The sequence below is a fragment of the Streptomonospora mangrovi genome (assembly GCF_027604915.1).
Lineage (GTDB): Bacteria > Actinomycetota > Actinomycetes > Streptosporangiales > Streptosporangiaceae > Streptomonospora > Streptomonospora mangrovi.
Window position 1 is genome coordinate 1 of record NZ_JAJAQC010000079.1, and the last position, 22,211, is coordinate 22,211.

A 22,211-nucleotide genomic window follows, 5' to 3' on the forward strand; every position below is an offset into this window, starting at 1 on the left:
GCCGCCCAGGCGGGCGAGGGCGGCGGCGCCGGGCGCGGCACCGCGCGGCGGGCGCCGGGCGGGGCGGGCGCCGCGCGGGAGAGGCGCGGCGGGCGCCCACACGGGGTGGAAGACGGCCATGGCGCGGTGTCCCTCCTGGCGGGCGGCTAGCCGGTGGGGCGGGTGCGGTCGGGGTGGGGCGCGGCCTTGCGGTCCTGGGCGGGGTCGTCGTCCTCCTCGGTCTGCTCCTCGCGCGGGGCGGGCAACGGGTCGGGCAGGAAGGCGTCGGTGCCCTCGGCGGTGCCGTAGGCGCCGGTGCGGCCCTGGGCGGCGGCGGCCACCGCCAACGCGGCGGCGACGTCGCCGGAGGCGCGGCCGGCGGAGTCGACGGTGGTGTAGGGGACCTGCTCGGCGCGGGCGCGGCCGACCAGCCCGCCCGAGCCCACCGAGGTGGTGCCGCCCACCAGCACGGCGGCCTTGGCGGTGTCGTGGAGTCCGTCGGCCACGGCGAGCATGATGTCGTTGCCGGTGGGGGCGTCGGTGCCGCTGGGCGAGGTGGAGGAGGCGGCGGTGGCGGTGTCGGCGGCGAAGGGTTCGGCCGGGGCCAGGACCACGGCGATGTCGGCGGCCTGGGCGGGTTCGCCGTGCACGGTCACCAGCCCGCCCTCGGCGAACGCGGCGAGCGCGGCCCCGGCGTCGAAGGCGGTGTCGCGGTCCTCGGTGTCGCCGGCGCCGGTGGCCTCGGGCACCAGGACGGCGTGGGCGAGCAGGGCGCCCGCGCGGGTGTGGGCGGCGCCGTCGGGCAGGGCGGCGCCCGTTGCGAGCTGGTCGGTGAGTTCGCCGACGTAGGTGGCCTGGTCGGGGTCGAGGTAGGCGTCGGTGAGGACGACGCGGCCGGGGACCTCACCGCCGGCCTGCTCGATGCGCTCGACCACGCCGGTCCGCAGCTCCTCGGCCACCCCGGGCGCCTCGACGACGGCCACGCGGACGCCGCTGAGGCGGTCGCGCAGCGTGTCGGGGGCGGCGGCGTCGGCGAGCTGGTCGACGCCGGTGGCGTAGCGCTCGGTGACGTCCTTCTCGGTGCGGAGCCGGTCGGACTCCTCGCGCAGCGCCGAGGTCTCGTCCTTGAGGGCGTTGAGCAGGGGGTCCTGGAGCATGGTGGTGCCCAGGACGATCCCCACGGCCAGCGCGAGGAAGACGGCGACGATGGACACCAGGTGGTAGCGGAAGTCGATCACGTCAGCAGCCCCGTGAACCAGTAGAGGAACGCGTCCCAGCGCGCGGCGATGGACGTGCGGTAGACGACGCCGGCCGGCGAGCTGTAGGCGGCCACGACGACGGTGAGCAGGGAGGCCGCCACCAGCAGGAGCAGCGCCCAGGGCGAGATGCGGTTGCGGTAGAGGCGGCTGACGCCCTTGGCGTCGACCAGTTTGCCGCCCACCCGCAGCCGGGTGAGGAAGGTGCTGGCCATGCCGGCGCGGCCCTTGTCCAAGAACTCCTCCAGGGTGGCGTGGGTGCCCACCGCCGCGATCAGCTCGGCGCCGGAGTCGTCGGCGAGCATCATGGCGACGTCCTCGCTGGTGCCGGTGGCGGGGAAGACGACGGCGTCGTGGCCGAGGTCGCGCACCCGCTTGAGGCCGGGGGCGCGGCCGTCGCGGTAGGCGTGGACCACGAGTTCGGCGCCGCAGGTCAGCGCCTGGTCGGAGACGGAGTCGAAGTCGCCGACGATGATGTCGGGGCGGTAGCCGGCCTCCAGCAGGGCGTCGGCGCCGCCGTCGACGCCCATGAGGACCGGCCGGTACTCGCGGATGTAGGGGCGCAGCGCGGCGAGGTCCTCGCGGTAGTGGTAGCCGCGCACGACGATGAGGACGTGGCGGCCCTCGATGCGGGTGGCGATCTCGGGCACGCCCACGCCGTCGAGGAGGAGTTCGCGTTCGCGCCGCAGATACTCCATGGTGTTGGCGGCGAACGCCTCCAACTGCACCGACAGCCCCGCGCGGGCCTCGGCCATGGCGGCGTCGACGGCGGCGGAGTCCTGCACCACGCCCCGGGCCAGCGGGGTGTCGCCCCGGTAGAGGACGCCGCCCTCCAGCCGCAGGACCTCGCCCTCGCGCACGCGGGCGAAGACGTCGGGGCCGACCTGGTCGACCACCGGGATGCCGGCCTCGACCAGGAGGCGGGGCCCGAGGTTGGGGTAGCGCCCGCTGATGCCCCGGGCGGCGTTGACGACGGCCGCGGCGCCGCGTTCGACCAGGGCCTCGGCGCTGACGCGGTCGAGGTCGACGTGGTCGATGACGGCGATGTCGCCGGGCCGCAGCCGCTTGGTGAGGTCTTTGGTGCGGCGGTCGCACCGCACGGGCGCGGTGACGCCGCAGGCGGTGGCGCCGCGCGGGCGGCGTCCGCGGACCAGCCGCGCGCCGATCGCTTCGGGGACCTTCATCGCTCGCACCGTCCAGAACCCGTGCCGTCAGGGTGATCACAACGTCACAAAGAGTGGCCACACCGGGGCGCACAAGCCCCGGTGGTCACACACCGTGTGCCGCGTCTGCCACCCTAGGCGCTGGAGTGCTCACCGTGCGCGCACGACACCAGGGGTTGTGGACAACCGCCGCGGCGCCGACCCACACGTCCGCCCCGGGCCGCTCCTCGCACCCGCCGGCGGGTGGGCGGGTCAGTCGCCGCGGTCGGCGGCGGCGATGGTGAGCAGCTCCTCGGCGTGGGCGCGGCCCAATTCGGAGTCCTCCAGGCCGGCCAGCATGCGCGACAGCTCGCGGGTGCGGCCGTCGCGGTCCAGGCGGGTCACGCCGCTCTCGGTGACGGTGCCGTCGTTGGACTTCTCGACCACCAGGTGGGCGTCGGCGAAGGCGGCCACCTGCGGCAGGTGGGTGACGACGATGACCTGGGCGCGGCGGGCCAGCCGCGCCAGGCGGCGGCCGATCTCCACGGCCGCCTTGCCGCCGACGCCGGCGTCGACCTCGTCGAAGACGAACGTGGGCACCGGGTCGGCCCCGGCGAAGACGACCTCGATGGCGAGCATGACACGCGACAGCTCACCGCCGGAGGCGCCCTTGTGCAGCGGCAGCGGCGGCGCGCTGGGGTGGGGCGCCAGCAGCACCTCGACGTCGTCGCGGCCGTGCGGCCCGAACTCGGTGCCGGTGGTGATCTTGACGCTGACGCGGGCGTGCGGCATGGCCAGCGCGGTCAGCTCCTCGGTGACGGCGGCGCCGAAGGAGTCGGCGGCCTCGGTGCGCACGGCGGTGAGGGAGTCGGCCAGCTCGGTGAGCCGGGCGCTCAGCTCGGCCTCCTCGGCGCGCAGCGCGTCGATGCGGTCGTCGTCGCCCTCCAGCTCGGCCAGCCGCTTGGCGGCGTCCTCGGCCCAGGCCAGCACGTCGTCGGTGGTGGCGCCGTACTTGCGGGAGAGCTGGGTGAGCAGGGAGCGGCGCTCCTGCACGGCGGCCAGCCGGGCGGGGTCGGCCTCGACCGACTCCGCGTAGGAGGCGAGTTCGGTGGCGGCGTCGGTGAGGACGTAGCCGACCTCGTCCAGGCGGTCGGCGATGGCGGCCAGGGCGGTGTCGTGCTCGCGCACCGCCGTGAGCGCCTGGCGGGCGGCGGCTAGCAGGCCCACCACGTCGGCCTGGACCTCGGCGGTGGGGTCGCCGGTCAGCGCCTCGTTGGCGGTGGTGGCGGCGATGCGCAGGGAGTCGGCGTGGGCCAGCCGGGTCTCCTCGGCCAGCAGTTCGGCGTCCTCGCCGGGCACGGGCTCGGCGGCGGCGATCTCCTCGACGCCGAAGCGCAGCAGGTCGGCCTCCTGGGCGCGCTCGCGGGCCTGGGTGGTCAGCTCCTCCAGGGCGGCGGCGACCTCGCGGTGGCGGCGGTAGGCCACGGTGTAGGCGTTGAGGGTGCGCGACAGCGGCTCGCCGGCGTAGCGGTCCAGCGCCGCGCGCTGGCGCTCGGGGCGCAGCAGCCGCTGCTGGTCGGACTGGCCGTGCACCGCCACCAGGTCGTCGGCGAGGTAGGCCAGCACGCTCACCGGCGCCGACCGGCCGCCCAGGGTGGCCCGGGAGCGGCCCTCGGCGGAGACCGAGCGGGTGATGATGAGGACGTCGTCGTCCAGTTCGCCGCCGGCCTCGGCCACGCGCTCGGCCACGCGGCCCTCGGCGGGCACGGTCAGCCGGCCCTCCACGACGGCGCGGTCGGCACCGGGGCGGACCCGCTGGGGGTCGGCGCGCCCGCCGAAGAGCAGCCCCAGGCCGGTCACCACCATGGTCTTACCGGCACCGGTCTCACCCGTGACGACGGTGAGGCCGGGCGACAGCTCCAGCACGGCGTCGTCGATGACGCCCAGTCCTTGGATGCGGACTTCTTCGAGCACCGGATCCTCTCCTGCTCACCTTCTGGTGTCCTTGGGTCACGGCGCGCCGGCCGGGCCGGCCGCTGCGCGCCGCCGTTGCCCCGGCGCGGTCTACAGGTCGCGTTCGGCGCGCCCGCGCCAGCCGGCGACGGGCAGGGCGAACTTGGCGACCAGCCGGTCGGTGAACGGCGCCCGCTGGAGGCGCGCGAGGCGGACGGGCACATCGGAGCGGGTCACCTCGATACGTGCCCCCGCGGGCAATTCGACCATACGGCGTCCATCGCACCAGAGCACGCCCGCAGTGGTGTCGGGGACGATCTCGAAGGCCACCGTGGAGTCGGGCGAGACGACGATGGGCCGGGCGAACAGCGCGTGGGCGCTGATCGGGACGACCACCAGCGCCTCGACCTCGGGCCACACGATCGGCCCGCCGGCGGAGAAGGCGTGCGCCGTGGAACCGGTGGGTGTGGCGCACACCACACCGTCGCAGCCCCAGCGCGACAGCGGGCGGTCGTCGATCTCCAGCACCATGTCGAGCATCCGGCGGGAGTTGGCCTTCTCCAACGTGGCCTCGTTGAGCGCCCAGGTGCGCACCGGCGGTGCGGTGCCGTGGCGGCCGCCGTTGAACACGGCGACGTCGAGGGTCATGCGCTCCTCGACCTCATAGGCGCGGTCCACGACGCTGCGCACCGTGGAGGTGAGGTCCTCGCGCTCGGCCTCGGCGAGGAACCCGACGTGGCCCAGGTTGACCCCCAGCAGCGGGGCGCCGGCCGGGCGCGCGATCTCGGCGGCCCGCAGCAGCGTGCCGTCGCCGCCCAGCACCAGCACGAGCTCCACCCCGGCGGCGGCGTCGACCCCGCCGACCGCCTCGACGGGGTCGAGGTGACAGCCGGCCAGCTTCAGCTCGTCCACCTCCGAGGCCAGCATCCGCACGGTCAGCCCGGCATCGGTGAGGTTGCGGTGGACCAGTTGGGCGCTGCGGGTGGCCGCGGGGCGGCCGGTGTGCACGAGCAGCAGCACGCTGCGTCCGTCCTGGCCGGGGCTGGTCATCGGCTGTCTCCGTACTATCGGGTGGCCGCTCGGGCCGGTTCGTCGTGGCCGCGCCGCCGGGGGGCCGCGCGGCCGGGGGCGACCGCCGAGCCACGGTACCGGCCCGCGCGGGGCGCGTCTCCTCCGACGTTATCCACTCCGGCCGACACGGGGCGGCCGCGCGGCCGATGGGGGACGCCCGGGCGGACGGGCGCGGGCTACTGCGGGCCCTCCTCGATGGCGCGGGCCAGGCGGTCCTCGGCCAGGTCGCCGGCGCCGGCGCGCAGCCACAGGAAGTACTCCACGTTGCCCGAGGGGCCCGGCAGCGGGCTGGCGGCGACCCCGGCGGTGCCCAGGCCCAGGGTGGCGGCGTGGTGGGCGACGGTGCGCACGGCGTCGGCGCGCAGCGCGGGGTCGCGCACCACCCCGCCCGCGCCCACCCGGTCGCGGCCCACCTCGAACTGCGGCTTGACCATGAGCGCGAAGTCGGCGCCGGGGTCGGCGCAGCGGGCCAGCGGCGCGAGGACCAGCGTCAGCGAGATGAAGGAGAGGTCGCCCACGACGAGGGTGGGCAGGGGGGCGCCGACCTCCTCGGGGGTGAGTTCGCGGACGTTGCGGCGCTCCATGACGGTGACCCGGTCGTCGGCGCGCAGCGACCAGGCGAGTTGGCCGTAGCCGACGTCGACGGCCACCACCTCGGCCGCGCCCCGGCGCAGCAGGACGTCGGTGAACCCGCCGGTGGAGGCGCCGGCGTCGAGGCAGCGGCGGCCCGAGGGGTCGATGCCGAAGGCGTCGAGCGCCCCCACCAGCTTGTGGGCGCCGCGCGAGACGTAGCCGGGGTCGGAGTCGGGGGCTTTGACGACGATGGCCTGGTCGGTGCCCACCTGGGTGGCGGGCTTGCTGGCGGGGACGCCGCCGACCAGGACGTGGCCGCCCTCGATCAGCTCCCCGGCGTGCCCGCGCGAACGCGCGTGCCCGCGACGGACGAGTTCGGCGTCCAGCCGCGCCCGCCTAGCCACGGCCAACCCGCCCACTCACCATGGGCCGCACCTTGCACATGGCTCCACCCTAACGGGCCGCACCGACCCGGCCGCGCCCGTTTCCCCACCCCGGCCGGGCTGTGGAGGGGAAGGCGGAAGGCCGGCGGGCGCCGCCGGCCGGCGGCGCCCGCCGGGTGCCTTTTCCGTCGGCGAACGGCCGCCGGAGGGGATTGGGCGCGTTGCCGCACGCCTTTCCACCGCGTCGGCACCCGGGGTCGACGCCTTTCCCGGCCTCGCCCGCCCCGGCACGGCCGACCGAAATCCCGGAATGGTCAGAAACACCATAAAAGGACAAAAGGAGCAAATGACCTCGGAGGGCGCGAACGGCGACCCGCGCGGCGGAAAGGCACCCCGCCGTTCGCCCACCTCGCACACCCGCGACACGTCCCCCGCCCGCGCGCGGGGCACCCGCCGGTCGCCCCCGCCCGCGCGGTTGCGGACGGGGGCGTGACGGATTCCGGACACGGCGAACGCGGCGGGTAGCGGCGAACGGACGCACGGAACCCCGGGACGCCGTGCGGGGAGGGGGTGGCGGATCAGGTGTCAGCAGGTGCCAGACGTGCGGGGCCGCAGCCGCTCCGCCGAGGGCGGGGCGCCGGCGACGGCCGGTGCCGCGCGGCTGCGGGAGTCAGGGGCGGCGGTGTTAGCGGGACCGGGGTTCGCCCTGGTCGAGGCCGTTGAGGACGGTGGACAGCTCCCGATGAAGCTCGTCGAAGACGGCGACGTGGTCCGACGTGGGCAGGTTGTCCAGCGCGGCGAGTCGTTCCCGCGCCATTTGCAGGGTGCGCTCGGCGATTCCGGCGGCTTGCTCGTCTTCCATGGCCGAATCGAGAGTAGTGCCGGTGTGGTTCACTTCCGTCACTTCCGCTCCGCCCTTCTCGGTGGACGTTGTGTTGTGCGCCCCGCGCGCCACCCGCACAGGGGTGGTGACCACGGGAGATGGGGATAGGAGCCGGGTCTGCGACCCGGCTCGGTGTCGCATATGGCGGTGGTACTTCGCTTTAGTCGTTTTTCTTTCCCGACGTGCTGTTCCTACCACGTCCACCGGACCGCTTGGCAGTCGTGTTCTTGGCCGAACCGCCCTTGGCGGCCGCACCCGAACGTGCGGTGCTGGTCCGGGCCTTGGCCGAGCGCTGCTGCTTGCCGGTGGGCTTCTTCGGCGCGGGATCGTCGTCGGCGGGACCGGCCGGCGCCGAGACCTCGGCGGCGTCCGGTGCCGCTTCCTCCGACGTCGCCGGGGACACCGTCTCCGCCGCCGCGCCGGTGTCCTCGCCGAGGACGAGCTGGGCGGGGTCGCCGGAGCCCTCCTGGTCGGGCTCTGCGGGCGCCGGCTCCGCCTCGTCCGCCGGGGCCGCCCCCGAGTCAGTGGCCGACTCGGTGGCCGCACCGCCCTGGCCGGACCGCCCGACACCGGGCTCCTCCTGCCCACCCGAAACGCTCTCGGACACACCGGCCGGCCCGGCCCCGCCGGAGGCGGCGCCGCCGCCCGGGGCGGGCTCGGCGGCCTGCTCGGCGGCCTGCGCGCCGGCGGGCTCGGCGGCGGGCGGCACGGCGCGCGGCTGGGCGCGCTGCGCGGCCAGCCGCCGCTCCAGTTCGGCCACGCGCCGACCCAACCGGTCGTACTCGCTGCGGCTGACCAGCTCGCGGCGCTCCAGCACCCGCTCGACCTCGGCGGCGATGAGGGTGTTCAGCGCCTCGCGGTTGGCCTGGCTGGTCTCGATCAGCTCGGCGGCCAGCGACTGGATGGTCGCACCCGAGCGCGGAAAGCCGTTCGCGGCCGCCTCGCCCTCGCCCGCCGGCGCGGGGGCGCCCCACCCGCCGCCCGCGGCCGCCGGCCGCAGCGTCGGGGCGGGGCGGTCCTCACCCGCGCGCAGCAGCACCTTGGCGGCGGCGACGGCGCGCTTGCGGGTCAACTCGGTGAGCCCGTTGACGGCTTCGAGATAGGCGCGCACCGCGTCGACGACCATGGTTCCGTTGCTCCTTGCTGCTGAATGCCGACTCGCTGGCATCCCCCGCCGACAGCCGTGCGGCATTCCCGGATCCGGTGGGCCGCAGGGGGACAGAGGGGGACGCAGGGGTCAACGCTACCGGGCGCCGGACGTTCACGGGCGGTACTCGGCGGGGCGCCGCCGCACCCGCAGGCCACCGCGCCCGCGCGCGGCGCGGCCGGGCGCGGCGGCGCATGTCGGCATGGGGCATGATGGAGGCCATGGCCAGCATCGAGCAGTGCCGGGCGGCGATCGACCGCGTCTCCGAACGCATCGCCAAAGTCGACGCCGCCGATCGGCGCAAGCACATCGTCGAGCGCTCCGTCAGCGTCATCGTCAGCGACCTGGACGCGGTGTTCGACATGCGCCTGACCGAGGACGGCCTGCGCGGCATCACCCAGCGCGGCGCCGCCGACCCGGGCCAGCGCGCCCAGGTGCGGATCACCGCCTCCAGCGACGACCTGGTGGAGCTGGCCGAGGAACGCCTGGACTTCGCCAAGGCGATGCTGTCGGGCCGGGTGAAGCTGGATGCCGGCTTCGGCGACCTGATGCGTCTGCGCAAGCTGCTCTGACCCGGCCGGCACCGCCGGCCCCCACCCAGCTCCGCACCGGCCCGCACCGGCCACCGCCCCCGGCCGCACACGGCCGCCCGGCGGCATCCGCCTGCACCGGGCCCCCGCGCGCCGCCGGTGCGCTGTGAGGGGCGGCACCCGCCCAGGGCGGCGGACGCCCCGGGGCCGCCGGGTATCGTTCCAGCGTGCGGACACATGCGGGCGGGGAAGCCCTGGAGTTGGCGCCGCTGCGCGGCCTGCGCTACGCCAGTCCCGACGCGCGGGCGTTGCTGGACTCCCCCGACTTCGACATCGCCCTCGCGCTCGCCCCGCCCTACGACCAGCTCGACGCCGCCGCGTTCGCCGACCTGGCCCGGGCCGAGCCGCACAACGCCGTCCGCCTGACCGTGCCGCCGGCGGCGGTGGGCCAGGAGCCCGGCGGCACGGAGCCGGCCATCACCGCCGCCGACCGCTACGCCGCCGCCGCGCGCACCCTGCGGCGCTGGATCGCCCAGGGGGTGCTGGTGCGCGACCCCCGGCCCGCGCTCTACGTCTACGAGCAGACCCTGCCCGGCGGGCAGCGCCAGCGCGGCCTGATCGGCGCCCTGCGGCTGCCCGCGCCCGGCAGCGCCGTGGTGCGCCCCCACGAGGACGTCGCGCCGGGGCCGGTGGTGGACCGCGCCCGCCTGATGGCCGCCACCCAGGCCAACCTGGAACCGATCTTCCTGCTGTACCGGGGCGGGACCGGCGCCGCGCGCGGCGCCGCCGCCGAGGTCACCGACACCGTCGCCGGCACCTGGCCCGCTCCGCTGGTGGACACCGTGACCGAGGACGGCGTGGCCCACCGGCTGTGGGCGGTGGGCGACCCGGCCCTGCACCGCGAGATCGCCGACGACCTGGCCGGCCGATCGGCGATGATCGCCGACGGCCACCACCGCTACGCCGCCTACCAGCGCCTCAAGGCCGGCCGCCACGGACCCGGCCCCTGGGACCACGGGCTGGCGCTGCTGGTGGACTCCGACTCCTCCCCGCCCCGGCTGGGCGCGATCCACCGGGTCTTGCGCGACCGCGACGTCGACGCGGCGGTGGCCGCCCTGGCCGGTGCCGCCGAGGTGGTGCCGCTGCGCGCCGGAGCCGGCCGCGGCGACGCGGCCAACGGCGCGGCGCGCCCGGGCGGCGCCGCCGGCGAGGCCCCCGCGCTGGTGCTGGCCGACCCCGCCGACCACCGCCGGCGGTTCCTGGTGCGGGTGGACCCCGACCACCTGGCGGCGGCGTTCCCCGACCGGTCGCCCGCCTGGCGCGCCCTGCCCACCGCGCTGTTCACCCACCTGCTGCCGCGGTGGGAGCTGACCGAGGACCGGGTGGACCTGGTGCACGACGACCCCGAGTCCGCGCTCGCGGCGGCCCGGCCCGGCCGCGACACCGCCGCGCTGCTGGGACCGGCGCCGATCGAGCAGGTCTACGCGATCGCCGCGCACGGGGAGCTGACGCCGCGCAAGTCGACCTCGTTCGGGCCCAAGCCGCGCACCGGGCTGGTGCTGCGCGGCATGGAGGGACCGTGGGCGGTCGGCCCGGGCACGCGGCGGCGCGCCGGGTGACCGCCGCGCGCCGCCCCCGGCCGGCGGCCGCGCCCGGTTGACCGGGCCGCGCCGCACGCCCCGGGCGGCCGGCAGCAGGCACCGCGCCACCCACCGCACCGCCATCCACCACACCGCGACGAAGGACGGATGATCCACGGCATGACACTGCTGAGCGCCCCCCGACCGCTGAACAGCGTCTACGACGCGGCCCTGCTCGACCTCGACGGCGTGGTCTACATCGGCCCCCGGCCGGTGCCCGCCGCGCCCGAGGCGGTGGACAAGGCCCGCGCCGCCGGCATGAAGGTGGCGTTCGTGACCAACAACGCCGCCCGCACCCCCGCCCGCACCGCCGAACGGCTCACCGCGATGGGGGTCAGCGCCGCACCCGAGGACGTGGTGACCTCGGCCGAGGCCGCCGCCCGGCTGGTGGCCGAGCGGTTCCCGGCGGGGTCGCCGGTGCTGGCGGTGGGCGACACCGGGCTGCGCCTGGCCCTGCGCCGGCGCGGCCTGCGCCCGGTGTCGGTGGCCGCCGAGCGCCCCGTGGCGGTGGTGCAGGGGTATTCCCCCCGCCTGACCTACGACCTGATGGTGCAGGGCGCGCTGGCGGTCGCCGCCGGAGCGCTGTTCGTAGCCACCAACAACGACACCACCGCACCCCTGGAGCACGGGATCCAGCCGGGCAACGGGTCGGCGGCCCGCGTGATCGCCCACGCCACCGGGCGCGAACCCGTGGTGGCGGGCAAGCCGGCGCGGCCGCTGCACGAGGAGGGAGTGCTGCGCACGGGGGCCGCCAATCCCCTGGTGGTGGGCGACCGCCTCGACACCGACATCGAGGGCGCCACCGCGCGCGGCGCGGCGAGCCTGCTGGTGCTGTCGGGGGTGACCACCGCGCAGGAGGCGGTGTGCGCGCGGCCCGAGCACCGGCCCTCCTACCTGGCGTGGGACCTGGCCGGGATCAACCAGGCCCACCCCGAGGCGGCCGTGACCGCTCCCGGCACGGCGGTGTGCGCGGGCTGGACGGCGGACATGGTCCAGGACCGGCTGGCGCTCACCGGCGACGGCGACCGGCTCGACGCCCTGCGCGCGGTGTGCGCCGCCGCGTGGTCGCGGTTCCCCGACACGGCCCCGCCGCCGGAGCCGGTGGCCCCGGCCCTGGCCCGCCTGGGCGAACTGCTGGCCTGACCGGCCGGCACGGCCGCGCGCCGGCGAGGGCGGGGGTGGGGGCGTGACCGTCCTCAGCACATCGGCACCCACAGAAGTCCTCCGTTCACGGTCAGCCGTGCGGCCACGCGGCGGCGAGACGCCGCCGCCGGCCCGGTCCCGGCGGGCACGCACCTCGGGGCGGCCCGCCGGGACCGGCGTCGGGAAGAGCCGGGCAGCGCTCAACGCGCCACCGCAGCCAGGTACGGGGACGCGCCAGAGGCGCCGCCGCCTGAGGTCGCCACGGGTGACTGCCCCCGGCCTTCCACGGTGGCTTTGAGGCTGCTCGGGAGGCCTGGGACGACCACCCGCCGCGCCGGCGGGGGCGACGGCGTCCGTCCTCAGCACATCGGCACCCACAGAAGTCCTCCGTTCACGGTCTGCGGTGCGGCCACGCGGCGGTAAGGCGCCGGCGGCCGGCCCGGTCCCGGCGGGCGCGCGCCGCAGGGCGGCCAGCCGGGGCGGGAAAGGGTCAGGCCGCGCTCAGCGCGCCTCGGCAGCCGGGGACGGGGACGCGCCGGTCCCGGCGGTCGCGGCGGCGGGCTCGGCCCGGGCGAGGCGCTGCACCTGGCGCGCCTCGATCTCGACCACGCTGGCCGCGCCCTTGGCCGAGCGCCAGAAGCGGCGGCGCAGCGCGCCGCTGACCTGCACGGTGTCGCCGATGCGCCAGTCGCGGGTGTCGCGCTCGATGGCGGTCTGGAAGCTGACGCACGTGATCGGGTCCGACGACTGGTTGGGGCGCTGCTCCGACGCCGGGCGGGCGATCGACACCCGCCAGGAGGTGAGGCGGTCGCCCGAGGGAAGTTCGCGCACCGCCGGTTCGGCCGTGATCCGGCCGGCCACCACGACCTCGTTGCGGTGGCCGGCGGGATCCCGCCGCCGGACGGGGCGCGGCGCCACGGCACCGGCCCCCGAGCGCAGCCGCGCCCCCACCGGGCCGGCCGCCGCGCCCGGGGCGGCGGGCGTGAGGTCGGCCGGAGCGGACGGGGCGGACGGCGGGGCGGCCAGGGCGGCGGTGGTGGACTCGGACATGGTTCCTCCTGCGGATAAGCGCCGGTGACGGACCGGATGTGGGCGGCCGCCGCACCGGGCGGCGGGCCGGTCGGACAACTCCAGCATCGGCAGCCCCGCCGCCCGCCGCACCTTGGATCTCATACCTGTGGATAACTCCGCCGCCCCCAGTCCCACCCCGCCCGCCCGCACCGCGTCCGCCGTGAACTACATTCGGTGGTCAGAGCGCGGAAGGAGGCACACGGTGCACGACGACGTGGAACCGAACGCACTGCCCGGCGGCACCACCGCACTGGGCGACGACGTCTTCGCGATCGACACGCGGATGGCCGGCTATCCCGGCATCACCTCCAGCTACCTGCTGCGCACGGAGCGGCCGTGCGTGGTGGAGGTCGGCACCGCCGGGTCGGCCCCCGTGCTGCGCGACGCCCTGGCGGACCTGGGCATCGGCCCCCACGACCTCGCCACCGTCGTCGTCACCCACATCCACCTCGACCACGCCGGCGGCGTCGGCGACATCGCCACGATGTTCCCCAACGCCGAGATCGTCGTCCACGAGCGCGGCGCCCGCCACCTCGCCGACCCCGCGCGGCTGATGCGCAGCGCCCGCATGGTCTGGGGCGACAAGCTCGACCTGCTCTTCGGGGACCTGCGGCCCACCGACGCCGGGCGCATCCGCGCCGTCGGCGAGACCGGCCGGGTCGACCTGGGCGCCGGCCGTGCCCTGGTCAGCCACTACGCGCCCGGCCACGCCAAGCACCACATGGGCCTGGTCGACTCCGCCACCGGCGACCTCTACGTCGGCGACGCGCTGGGCGTCTACAACCCGCGCACAGGCGAGGTCCGCCCGGCCACCCCGCCGCCCGACTTCGACATGGCGGCGGCGCGCTCCTCGCTGCGGCTGTTCGGCGACATCGCGCCCCGGCGCCTGATGTTCTCCCACTTCGGCGCGGTCGACACGGTCGAGCAGACGCTGGAGTCCGCCGCCGAGGAGCTGGCGGCCTGGGTCGAGGCGGTCCGCACCGCCCGCGCCGACTCCCCCGACCTCGACCACGCCGTGGCGATGGTCCGCGAGCAGGTCCTCACCCGCTACCAGCCGCGCCCCGAGGTCACCACGGGCGAGGGCGCCCGGGCGGCCGAGGTCATGGACCTGCTGAGCGGGGTGCACAGCAACGTCGCGGGGATCGTCCACTGGCTCGACCGGGTCGCCGAGGACCAGCGCGCCGCCCGGGAGCAGGCCGACCCCTCGACCCGGGGCTGACCCGGCCGCTCCCCGGCCTCGGCTCGGCGCCGCGCCTACGCCTGCGGCGGGGGTGCCCCCGGCAGGCCCAGGGCGCGCAGGAGGTGGGCGTAGATGCCGTCGTCCCACGACAGGTCGGACGGCAGGGTGTCGAACGCGCGGACCTCGGCCGTCTCGAACTCCCCGGTCAGCGGCGCCAGCGCCGCCACCTGGGCGTGGGTGACGACCGTCGTGTGGCCGCCGCGCAGGACGTAGTGCCCGTCCAGGTGCACCTCGCCCAGTTCGGCGCCCGCCTCCTCGCGGGCCTCGCGGCGGGCGGTGGCCTCGGGGTCCTCGCCCGGCTCGGCGTGGCCGCCGGGGAACTCCCAGGCGCGGCGGCGGTGGCGCACCAGCACCGGCCGGTCCCCCGCGAACAGCAGGCACACCACGGAGTCGTGGCGCTCGGGCAGCCGGCCCAGCACCACGGTCGCGCCGTTCAGCGGCGGCCGGGCTCCCATGCGCGCGGCGACCTCCCTCTCCCGCTCGTCGACGGCCGCGCAGATCACGCGGCCCGCGCCGCACATCGTAATGCCGGGTGGCAACGGCCGCCTCAGCGCGGCCACCGCCCACCCGAGCAGTCGGGGCGGTCCGGGGCAGTCCGGGCCGAACGCCGCCCCACCTGGACACAACATCGCAACAGCCCTGCGTGGGCCGGCCGGTGTGGGGGTAGGTTGACCACCACAACGCTCCCCGGCCTCCCATCCCCACCCTCAAAGGACCCCGGATGCCCCTCGGTCGTGCGGTTCGCCGCCTGCGGCGCGCGGTCGGCGCCGGGCGCCCGGCCGCCCGAGGACGACTGGGCGCACTCGCGCTGGCGGCCGCCCTCGCGATCCTGCCCGCCGGATGCGCGCTGCCCGGCGCCCAGGCCCGGCCCGGAGCGCTGGACACCGTCGCGGGCAGCGGCGCCACCGGCTGGCTGCACGGCGGATACTCCGGCGACGCCGGCCCCGCCACCCAGGCCCGCCTCAACGGCCCCCGCGCCATCGCCCTCAGCGCCGACGGCACCCTCTACATCGCCGACACCGACAACAACCGGATCCGCAGCGTCCACCCCGAAAGCGGCACCGTCAACACCGTGGCCGGCGGCGGCTCGGAGAACTGGGCCCAGGCCGACAGCGCCACCGCCGTGGCCCTGCCCGAGGTCACCGACCTGGCGGTGGACCCCTTCGGCCGCGTGCTCTACATCGCCTCCATGCTGGACAACCAGGTCGCCGCCGTCGACCTGCACACCGGCGGCATCGAGATCCTGGCCGGCCGCACCGACGGCGCCGCCGCCGACGCCCGCGACCGGGTCGACAGCGCCACCACCGTCCTGTGGTGGCCCTCGGGTATAGACGTCGGCCCCAACGGCACCCTCTACATCGCCGACAGCGGCAACCGGCGCATCCTGGCTGTCGGCCCCGACCACCTGCGCTACGACGGCCGCCTGCGCGCCGACTCCGTCCGCGTCATCGCCGGCACCGGCGCCGAGCGGCCCGCCGGCTCCGACGGCGGCAACGGCGGCCCCGCCACCGAGGCCACCTTCGGCGAACTCGGCCGCCTGACCGTGGCCCGCGACGGCACCGTCTACGTCGTGGACGGCCAGCGCCGCCTGCGCAGCATCGACCCCTACCGGCACACCATCCACGACGCCTGGACCGGCCGCCTGCCGCCCACCCCCGACGCCATGGCCGTCGACCCCCGCGAGGGCACCGTCTACGTCGCCGACGCCGCCACCCACCGCGCCATGGGGTTCGTGCCCGGCCGCAAGGAGCCCTACATCGTGGCCGGAACCGGAGAACCGGGCTTTTCCGCGGACGGCACCCCCGCCAACGACGCGCTGCTGCACGCACCGGGCGGGATCGCCCTCAGCCCCTCCGGCGACCTCTACCTCGCCGACACCCACAACCAACGGATACGCCGCATCCCCGACATTCGCGCGCTTACACCCGACCCGGCGACCTGATCCCCCGACCGCCGCCGCGCCGCTCCTGCTCCGCCCCACGCCACCCCCGCGCACCGCCCGGCGGACGCCTTCGCCATGATGGTCGCGGCGGCGCGCCCCGCGCCGCGACACGAGGCAAGCGGACCGAGGCCAACGGCCCGATGGCCGCGACCGCACCAGCGGCCCGCACGAAGGGAGCCCGCCCCCATGGACGACGGCGAATCGCTCGGCGCGCTGTTCGAGGAGCACCGGCCCCGGCTGCGCGCGGTGGCCTACCGCCTGCTGGGCTCCGCCGGGGAGGCCGACGACGCCGTGCAGGAGGCGTGGCTGCGGCTGAGCCGCAACGGCACCGCCGGCGTCGACAACCTCGCGGCGTGGCTGACCACCGTGGTCAGCCGCGTCAGCCTCAACATGCTGCGGGCGCGCGCGGCCCGGCGCGAGGACCCCCTCGACCCCGGACCCGCTCACCCCGGCCCCGGGGCCGGGGCCGGGGCAGGCACCGGCGCCGGCACCGACCTCGTGGAGGCCCGCGCCGCCCACGCCGACCGCACCGCCGCGCCCGATCCCGAGGAGGAGGCGCTGCTCGCCGACTCCGTCGGCCTGGCCCTGCTGGTCGTGCTCGACACCCTGTCGCCCGCCGAGCGGCTGGCGTTCGTCCTGCACGACATGTTCGCCGTCCCCTTCGAGGAGATCGGCCTCCTGCTGGAGCGCTCCCCCACCGCCGCCCGCCAGCTCGCGAGCCGCGCCCGTCGCCGGGTGAGGGGCGCACCGTCGACGGCTGCCGCGCCCGACCTCGCCCGTCGGCGCCGCGTGGTGGAGGCGTTCCTTGCGGCCTCGCGCACCGGCGACTTCGAGGCGCTGGTGGGGCTCCTGGACCCCGAGGTGGTCCTGCACGCCGACGGCGAGATCGTGCCCGAGGGCAAGCCCGTCGTCCGCATCGGCCGCGACGCGGTGGCACGCGGCGCGGTCCTGGCCTCGGTCCGCAGCCGCTTCGCCGAACCGGCGCTGGTGGACGGCACGGTCGGCCTGGTCACGGCACTGGGCGGGCGGCTGTTCTGCGTCCTCACGTTCACCGTCACCGAGGACCGCATCACCGGAATCGAGGTGGTCGGCGCCCCCGAGCGCCTGCGCGACCTGGAGATCGCCCTGCTGGACGCTTGAGCCTCAGGCGTCCAGCTCCACGCGCAGGCCGCACACGGCCGAGGCCGGCGGTCATCGGGCCGCAGGGTGGACGGCTCGTGCGAGCTGCGAGGCAGCGATGGCGGCGGATGGTGCGGGCGAGCGGTTTCCGTGCGGCGGCCGGACGGTAGCGGTAGGCGACGGGGTAGCGAAGCCCGTGGGTGTCGGCCCGGTCCTCCCGAAGCTAGGGCGAACCGCAAAGCAGTCCTTGAGTAGCTGGTCGGGTGTCGCTCAGCCGAGAGTCGAGACCGGTAGGAGTCGTTGATCGAGTGATCTGTACTGTTCGACGCTCCCACCACTTCCATCACTGTGTGTGGTCGCTGGGGGCGTAGCGGTTCCAGACCCCTCCCACTGGCTCACCGATGGGCGGCGCGCCCCTCCAGAATTGGAAGCGCCCCTGGCCTCGTCGCGTGGGCGCTGTTACTGTCGGGGCAACGACCTACCTGATCCCCAGGGGAGTCCGCGCCGTTCGGCGTGCTCGATTCCCGGAGGTAGGCATGTTCTCGATCGATGCTCCAGGTCAGCCCACGGCGCTGTGGGACATGGTCGACGGCCCGATGCCGCGCGGGCTGCTGGGCGCCGGTGATCCCGATGTCCACGTGATCGACGGCGTACCGACGATGTTCCTGGGCGGCTTCTCCACAACGTTGCGCAACCGCCTCTACCGTGCTCGTCTGGTTCCCGGCCAGACCCTGGACAACGGACAGTGGGTGTTCGACACCGACGCGCGCGGTCGGGTCAGGCCGCTGGCCGTGGATCCTCCCCGCGACGGATGGGACCGCGCGGGGATGCACACACCCTCGTTCGTACCCGGCGTCGACGGCCACCCGCCGCGCCTTTACTACACCGGGCGCGCCTCGCTCCAGCACTACGGGACCCGCAGCAGCTACGCGATCGGGGTCCTGGAGTACCGCGGGGGACGGTGGGAGCGTCGCGCGGAGCCCGTTCTGCGCGGCAGCGCGCCCCGCATGAGCGTCCTAGAACCTCTCGTGGTCCATGACCGAGGCCGCTATCTGATGTGGTTTCAGGCGAACCCGAACGAGATCGGACCGGGCGAGCTGCCCGACTACGAACTCCGGGTCACCGAGAGCGCCGACGGGATCTCATGGTCGCCGCCGCAGGTCTTCGCGGGGACAGAGGAGGGGTTCTTCGACAACGCCGTCCACCGCGTGGGCGACCGGTGGGTCATGGTGCTGGCCCGGGGCTCGAACCTGCACAACACACCGCACTTCCCCGACCAGGGCTTGTGGATCACCACGGCCGCCGAACTCGTCCCGGCCCGCTCGGGGTGGACGGCCCCGGTGCGCGTGCTGGACACCGATCGCCCGGATACGCCGGAGTGGATGGCGCGCGGTGTGTACGGACCCGCACTGCACGCGCTGGAGGGAACCGGGGACGCCGTGCTGATGTACACCGCCGTCAGGGACGCCCCGAAGTGGGCCGCGTTCAACGTGCACCGCCTGCTACGGGGCAAGCGCCCGGTCGTGCCCTCCCCCTTCTATCTCGCGGTGGGTCGGTCCCGGCTGACGGCCCTGCCCCGCAGCACGGGCGGGAACGAGGATTGAGACTGGGAGGAGTGGGGGTCGAGACTGCGCGGCGCAAGCTGCGCTTGCCCGTCCTTGCCCGGTGGCGGTTTAGGCGAGCCAGTAGCCCAGGCTGTAGTGGGGTGGAGGCTCGGCTCGGGGGCCGGCTTCCGCGCCGAGGACGGACGGCCAGACGGCGAACCAGTCATCGCCGGGCCGGTCGGCCACGCGCACGGCAGGCGGCGCACCCTCCACGTGGGCGCGTCGGGAGACGGTGGAATCGGAGACGGGCGCGGGCGGGGCCGGGATCGCGGCACGGACGTGGGCGGTCGGAGCCGCCCGCAGTGACATGGACCCGGCGGAGCGGGCGTAGCCGCGTTCGGCGAGGAGACCGTCAAGGGCGGCCGGGCACGCGGTCGGCGTGATCTGGAAGCACGCGGCCGCACCGCGCGCGGCGGCGAACTCCTCGGCCTCCACCACTCTGCGCTCCAGGTCGCCGGGATCGTCATCGGCACCGCCGTGGGGCAGCACGGTGCCCACCCACCACGAGCAGCCCGGAGCGTGGCGCAGCCACCAGCCCCCGCGCCGCTCGACCCGCGCAGCGGGAAGGGCGCGAGCGGCGCGCTCCTGGAGGCCGCGCACGGTGGTCGAGCCGAGGAGACCGGACGCCATAGGGGCCTCCTTCGGACGACGCGGGTGGAGGCGCGACGTGCGGGCGTGGGGCGGATACGGAAAGGGCCGCACCGCACATCCCGCGTCGGGGTGTGCGGTGCGGCCGGGCGTGCGGAGACGGATCGGCGCGGCCGGTCGCCTGCGGGTCGAGGCGCTGCGCCGCCGACCGCTACTGCTCCTCGTCCACCGATCCTTCGCCCAGGTCGGGCGTCTCGAAGCGGCTCTGACTCCTCGGCTCGGGCGCCGGGGCGGCCGGGCCGGTTCCGGAGTCGGCGGTCGCCCCGGATGCGCCGGAGGCGGGGCGGCCCGCGCCGCCCTTGTCGGCGTCCTCCACCTCGCTGTCCTGGGTCTCGGTGTCCTCGACCTTGGCGTCGTCGGCCTCGTCTGTTGCCTCGGCTGCTTCGGCTCCTTCGGCTGCCTCGGTCTCGCCTACCGGAGCGGCGGGCACCTCGGGGCCGGTAGGAGCGTCGTCGGCCTCGGGGACCGTGGTGGCCTCGGGTTCCTCGGCGGACGCGTCCGCAGCGGGCGCCGCAGGGCGCTCCACCGAGGGTTCGGTGTCCGCCTCGGGCACCGAGGCGGGCGCAGACTCAGCGGACGGGGCCACCGCCGGGGACCCGACAGGCTCGGACGCGGAGGCGTCCGGCGTCGTCTCCTCGTCCTCGGCCTCGGCCGCCTCGGAACCGCCACGGGCTTCGACGCCTGCGGCGCCGTCCGCCTCGGGCCGGTCCACGGGGGTCCGGGCCGCAGCCTGCGGCTCGGCCTCGCTCCGGGCGAAGTCGTCCTCGCCTTCGTCCTCGTCCTCGACGTAGGGATCCTCCGCGTCGGTCCACACCACGTCGTCGCCGATGTCCACGATCTCGACACCCTCAAGCGCGGCCAGGCGCTCGTCGGCGTCCGTCACGCCTTCGCGGTCGACGGCGGAGGCGCGGGCGAAGAACTCCCGGGCCTCCTCCTCGCGCCCCACCTCAAGCAGGGCGTCAGCGTAGGCGTAGAAGAGCCGCGCCACCCACGGACGGGCGCGCCGCTCCTTCAGCTCGGGGACCTGGAGCTCCACGAGCGCGGCCTGGGGCTGGCCCAGGTCGCGGCGGGCACCGGCGGCGACGATGCGCAACTCGATGCGGTCCTCGATCGGCAGTTGGTCGGCCGCCGGGTCGCGGGCGATGTCCAGGGCGCGCTCCGGGCGCCCCAGGCCGCGCTCGCAGTCGGCGATGACGGAAAGGAAGTTGTCACGGCCGGTCATGCGGCGGGCGGCCCGCAGGTCCGACAGCGCCTCCTGCCACTTGCCGACCGTGTAGGCCGCGATCCCGGCGGCCTCGCGGACGACGCCGATGCGGGACGCCTTGCGGCGCGCGAAGACGGCGTGCTCGTAGGCGCGCTCGGGGTCCTCGTCCAGCAGGCGGCCGGCCATGACCATGTGCCGGCCGACGACCTCGGCCAGCGTGCGCGGCAGGGTGCCCAGCTCGCTGCGGATCTCCGGGTCCAGTTCGGTGATGTGCACGCCTTCGGGAACGCTGGGCGCGACGTCCCGAGGGTCCTTCTCCTCGGCGGCGCGGTCCCGGTAGCTGGTGCGGCCGGCGCCGTGCTGGGGGCGGCCGCCGGGGCCGCCACGCCTGTCGCGGTCCTGCCGTCCGCCACCGCCACTACCGCCGCCGAATCGGCGGTCACCGGTCCGTCCGTCGCGGCGGCGGTCGTCGGAGCGGCCCGCGCCTTCGCGCCGCCGGTCCTCGAATCGGCCTCTGTCTCCGTCGCGGCCTTCACGTCCGTCTCGTCCGTCCCGGCGTTCGCCGGACCGGGAGTCGCGGTTGTAGGAGCCGCCGCGCTCAGTGCGCTCACCGGACCGAGAGTCGCGGTTGTAGGAACCGCCCCGATCGGAACGCTCTCCCGAGCGGGAGTCGCGGTTGTAGGAACCACCGCGATCGCTACGCTCGCCTGAGCGGGAATCCCGGCTGTAAGACCCGCCCCGCTCAGTGCGCTCTCCCGAGCGCGAGTCACGGTTGTAAGAGCCGCCGCGACCGTAGGAGCCGCCGCGGTCGCCGCGCTCGCCTCCGCGGTAGCCGCCGCCTCCGGCGCCACTACCGCTGCCGCCGCTGCCACCGCGCGGTCTGCCCGCGCCGCCGCCGGAGCGGCCGGCGCCGAAGCCGCCGCCGCCCTGGCGTTCGCCTCTTCCCCCGCCTTGGCCGCCGCCGTCGCGACCGCCACGGAAGCCGCCACCACGACCACCGCTGTCGCCGCTTCCGCGCCCGTACCCCGACCGGGGACGACCGCTGTTGCCGCCACCTCGGCTACCACCGGTCCCTCCGGAACGGTGACCTCCATGGTTGCGTGCTCCGGAGCCTTCCCGGCCCCCGCGGCTATCGTCAGTCATGCTTCCGTCCGTAAACAGTCAAAAGCGCTGCCACTTGCAAGTAGCAGCGCATTGTCATTCCGATCTTTCACTGTACGCCATGGCACCACCCCTACCGGCCAGACCGACTCTGTCCTCCCCTCGTAGCCTCCCCCGGCCTGGGCGACGCCCCTGACCCTGTGCTCCTGAGCCCGCTGCGCGAGGGCCATGCAACCGGTTGGGCGGCTGATCGGTGGAGGAAGCCGCGTTGGCCGGATGGAGTCAGCTCACCCGGCCAACCCATCCGAACGGCACCGCGCCCTTCCCTTCCTTTGACTGGCACGGCCCGGCCGGGTCCCGGTTGAGGCTGGGACTCTTAGCCCGGAAAGCCCGCGAATCCGGTTTTGGGCATAAAAAAATGGGGGGACCCCCAAAGGAGTCCCCCCACTCAAATGAATTGCGGCAGCAACCTACTCTCCCACCCCACAACAGGGCAGTACCATCAGCGCAAAGAGGCTTAACGACCGGGTTCGGAAAGAGACCGGGTGTGACCCTCCCACCATAACCACCGCAAACCCAACC

Annotated in this window: 18 protein-coding genes and 1 rRNA gene; 7 read left to right on the forward strand and 12 right to left on the reverse strand. The window is 75.7% G+C overall.

What is annotated here, in order from left to right; all coding sequences use genetic code 11:
* Positions 1–146: 146 nt before the first annotated feature.
* The 7 genes from LG943_RS26115 to LG943_RS26145 all read right to left on the reverse strand — a co-directional run bounded on the left by LG943_RS26115 (position 147) and on the right by LG943_RS26145 (position 8,366).
* Positions 147–1,217 (reverse strand): copper transporter, encoded by a 1,071-nt coding sequence (locus tag LG943_RS26115; RefSeq protein WP_270075035.1) that lies wholly within the window; start codon positions 1,215–1,217, stop codon positions 147–149.
* Positions 1,214–2,419, reverse strand: coding sequence for a putative cytokinetic ring protein SteA (steA, locus tag LG943_RS26120; RefSeq protein WP_270075036.1), 1,206 nt, complete (start codon positions 2,417–2,419; stop codon positions 1,214–1,216). The genes LG943_RS26115 and steA overlap by 4 nt, the downstream gene beginning before the upstream one ends.
* Positions 2,420–2,650: 231 nt before the next feature.
* A complete protein-coding gene (recN, locus tag LG943_RS26125; protein WP_270075037.1) occupies positions 2,651–4,351 on the reverse strand; it encodes a DNA repair protein RecN in 1,701 nt (566 codons plus the stop codon).
* 90 nt (positions 4,352–4,441) lie between these two features.
* Entirely contained in the window at positions 4,442–5,380 is a 939-nt protein-coding gene (locus LG943_RS26130) for an NAD kinase (protein ID WP_270075038.1), read from the reverse strand.
* Positions 5,381–5,577: 197 nt separating this feature from the next.
* A complete protein-coding gene (locus tag LG943_RS26135; RefSeq protein ID WP_270075051.1) occupies positions 5,578–6,378 on the reverse strand; it encodes a TlyA family RNA methyltransferase in 801 nt (266 codons plus the stop codon).
* A gap of 664 nt (positions 6,379–7,042) precedes the next feature.
* Entirely contained in the window at positions 7,043–7,219 is a 177-nt protein-coding gene (locus LG943_RS26140; protein ID WP_179769939.1) for a hypothetical protein, read from the reverse strand.
* A 181-nt stretch (positions 7,220–7,400) separates the two neighbouring features.
* Complete coding sequence (locus tag LG943_RS26145) at positions 7,401–8,366, reverse strand: coiled-coil domain-containing protein (RefSeq protein WP_270075039.1); 966 nt, start codon at positions 8,364–8,366, stop codon at positions 7,401–7,403.
* Between the two features lie 242 nt (positions 8,367–8,608).
* Here LG943_RS26145 and LG943_RS26150 point away from each other — a divergent pair, with 242 nt between their 5' ends.
* From LG943_RS26150 to LG943_RS26160, 3 genes are all read left to right on the forward strand, one after another.
* Complete coding sequence (locus tag LG943_RS26150) at positions 8,609–8,959, forward strand: SCP2 sterol-binding domain-containing protein (RefSeq protein WP_270075040.1); 351 nt, start codon at positions 8,609–8,611, stop codon at positions 8,957–8,959.
* Between the two features lie 185 nt (positions 8,960–9,144).
* Complete coding sequence (locus LG943_RS26155; protein ID WP_270075041.1) at positions 9,145–10,536, forward strand: DUF1015 domain-containing protein; 1,392 nt, start codon at positions 9,145–9,147, stop codon at positions 10,534–10,536.
* Positions 10,537–10,677: 141 nt separating this feature from the next.
* Complete coding sequence (locus LG943_RS26160; RefSeq protein WP_270075042.1) at positions 10,678–11,700, forward strand: HAD-IIA family hydrolase; 1,023 nt, start codon at positions 10,678–10,680, stop codon at positions 11,698–11,700.
* Positions 11,701–12,201: 501 nt separating this feature from the next.
* Here LG943_RS26160 and LG943_RS26165 read toward each other — a convergent pair.
* The gene (locus LG943_RS26165; RefSeq protein WP_270075043.1) at positions 12,202–12,750 is read right to left on the reverse strand and encodes a single-stranded DNA-binding protein; all 549 of its coding nucleotides are present in this window, start codon (positions 12,748–12,750) and stop codon (positions 12,202–12,204) included.
* 223 nt (positions 12,751–12,973) lie between these two features.
* Between LG943_RS26165 and LG943_RS26170 the strand changes: the two genes are divergently transcribed.
* Positions 12,974–13,990 carry an MBL fold metallo-hydrolase gene (locus LG943_RS26170; RefSeq protein ID WP_270075044.1) on the forward strand — a complete coding sequence of 339 codons (1,017 nt, stop codon included), beginning with the start codon at positions 12,974–12,976 and terminating at the stop codon, positions 13,988–13,990.
* 35 nt (positions 13,991–14,025) lie between these two features.
* Here the strand turns inward: LG943_RS26170 and LG943_RS26175 are convergent, their stop codons facing one another.
* Entirely contained in the window at positions 14,026–14,466 is a 441-nt protein-coding gene (locus LG943_RS26175; protein ID WP_270075045.1) for an NUDIX hydrolase, read from the reverse strand.
* A gap of 266 nt (positions 14,467–14,732) precedes the next feature.
* Between LG943_RS26175 and LG943_RS26180 the strand changes: the two genes are divergently transcribed.
* The 3 genes from LG943_RS26180 to LG943_RS26190 all read left to right on the forward strand — a co-directional run bounded on the left by LG943_RS26180 (position 14,733) and on the right by LG943_RS26190 (position 18,676).
* On the forward strand, positions 14,733–15,953 hold the full coding sequence (locus LG943_RS26180) for an NHL domain-containing protein (protein ID WP_270075046.1): 1,221 nt from the start codon (positions 14,733–14,735) through the stop codon (positions 15,951–15,953).
* A 186-nt stretch (positions 15,954–16,139) separates the two neighbouring features.
* The gene (locus tag LG943_RS26185) at positions 16,140–17,093 is read left to right on the forward strand and encodes a sigma-70 family RNA polymerase sigma factor (RefSeq protein ID WP_270075047.1); all 954 of its coding nucleotides are present in this window, start codon (positions 16,140–16,142) and stop codon (positions 17,091–17,093) included.
* Positions 17,094–17,608: 515 nt separating this feature from the next.
* On the forward strand, positions 17,609–18,676 hold the full coding sequence (locus LG943_RS26190; RefSeq protein ID WP_270075048.1) for a hypothetical protein: 1,068 nt from the start codon (positions 17,609–17,611) through the stop codon (positions 18,674–18,676).
* A gap of 69 nt (positions 18,677–18,745) precedes the next feature.
* Here the strand turns inward: LG943_RS26190 and LG943_RS26195 are convergent, their stop codons facing one another.
* The 3 genes from LG943_RS26195 to rrf all read right to left on the reverse strand — a co-directional run bounded on the left by LG943_RS26195 (position 18,746) and on the right by rrf (position 22,202).
* Positions 18,746–19,306 carry a hypothetical protein gene (locus LG943_RS26195; RefSeq protein ID WP_270075049.1) on the reverse strand — a complete coding sequence of 187 codons (561 nt, stop codon included), beginning with the start codon at positions 19,304–19,306 and terminating at the stop codon, positions 18,746–18,748.
* A 169-nt stretch (positions 19,307–19,475) separates the two neighbouring features.
* The gene (locus LG943_RS26200; RefSeq protein ID WP_270075050.1) at positions 19,476–20,804 is read right to left on the reverse strand and encodes a hypothetical protein; all 1,329 of its coding nucleotides are present in this window, start codon (positions 20,802–20,804) and stop codon (positions 19,476–19,478) included.
* A gap of 1,282 nt (positions 20,805–22,086) precedes the next feature.
* Positions 22,087–22,202: ribosomal RNA gene (gene rrf / locus LG943_RS26205) — 5S ribosomal RNA — on the reverse strand.
* Positions 22,203–22,211: the final 9 nt, after the last annotated feature.

Excerpts from the sequence above, each read along its gene's own strand:
- LG943_RS26175 (WP_270075045.1), bottom strand. The coding sequence starts at position 14,466 with ATGGGAGCCCGGCCGCCGCTGAACGGCGCGACCGTGGTGCTGGGCCGG.
- LG943_RS26160 (WP_270075042.1), top strand. The coding sequence starts at position 10,678 with ATGACACTGCTGAGCGCCCCCCGACCGCTGAACAGCGTCTACGACGCG.
- LG943_RS26145 (WP_270075039.1), bottom strand. The coding sequence starts at position 8,366 with ATGGTCGTCGACGCGGTGCGCGCCTATCTCGAAGCCGTCAACGGGCTC.
- LG943_RS26190 (WP_270075048.1), top strand. The coding sequence starts at position 17,609 with ATGTTCTCGATCGATGCTCCAGGTCAGCCCACGGCGCTGTGGGACATG.
- LG943_RS26130 (WP_270075038.1), bottom strand. The coding sequence starts at position 5,380 with ATGACCAGCCCCGGCCAGGACGGACGCAGCGTGCTGCTGCTCGTGCAC.
- LG943_RS26185 (WP_270075047.1), top strand. The coding sequence starts at position 16,140 with ATGGACGACGGCGAATCGCTCGGCGCGCTGTTCGAGGAGCACCGGCCC.
- LG943_RS26140 (WP_179769939.1), bottom strand. The coding sequence starts at position 7,219 with ATGGAAGACGAGCAAGCCGCCGGAATCGCCGAGCGCACCCTGCAAATG.
- LG943_RS26165 (WP_270075043.1), bottom strand. The coding sequence starts at position 12,750 with ATGTCCGAGTCCACCACCGCCGCCCTGGCCGCCCCGCCGTCCGCCCCG.
- LG943_RS26180 (WP_270075046.1), top strand. The coding sequence starts at position 14,733 with ATGCCCCTCGGTCGTGCGGTTCGCCGCCTGCGGCGCGCGGTCGGCGCC.
- LG943_RS26150 (WP_270075040.1), top strand. The coding sequence starts at position 8,609 with ATGGCCAGCATCGAGCAGTGCCGGGCGGCGATCGACCGCGTCTCCGAA.
- LG943_RS26195 (WP_270075049.1), bottom strand. The coding sequence starts at position 19,306 with ATGGCGTCCGGTCTCCTCGGCTCGACCACCGTGCGCGGCCTCCAGGAG.
- steA (WP_270075036.1), bottom strand. The coding sequence starts at position 2,419 with ATGAAGGTCCCCGAAGCGATCGGCGCGCGGCTGGTCCGCGGACGCCGC.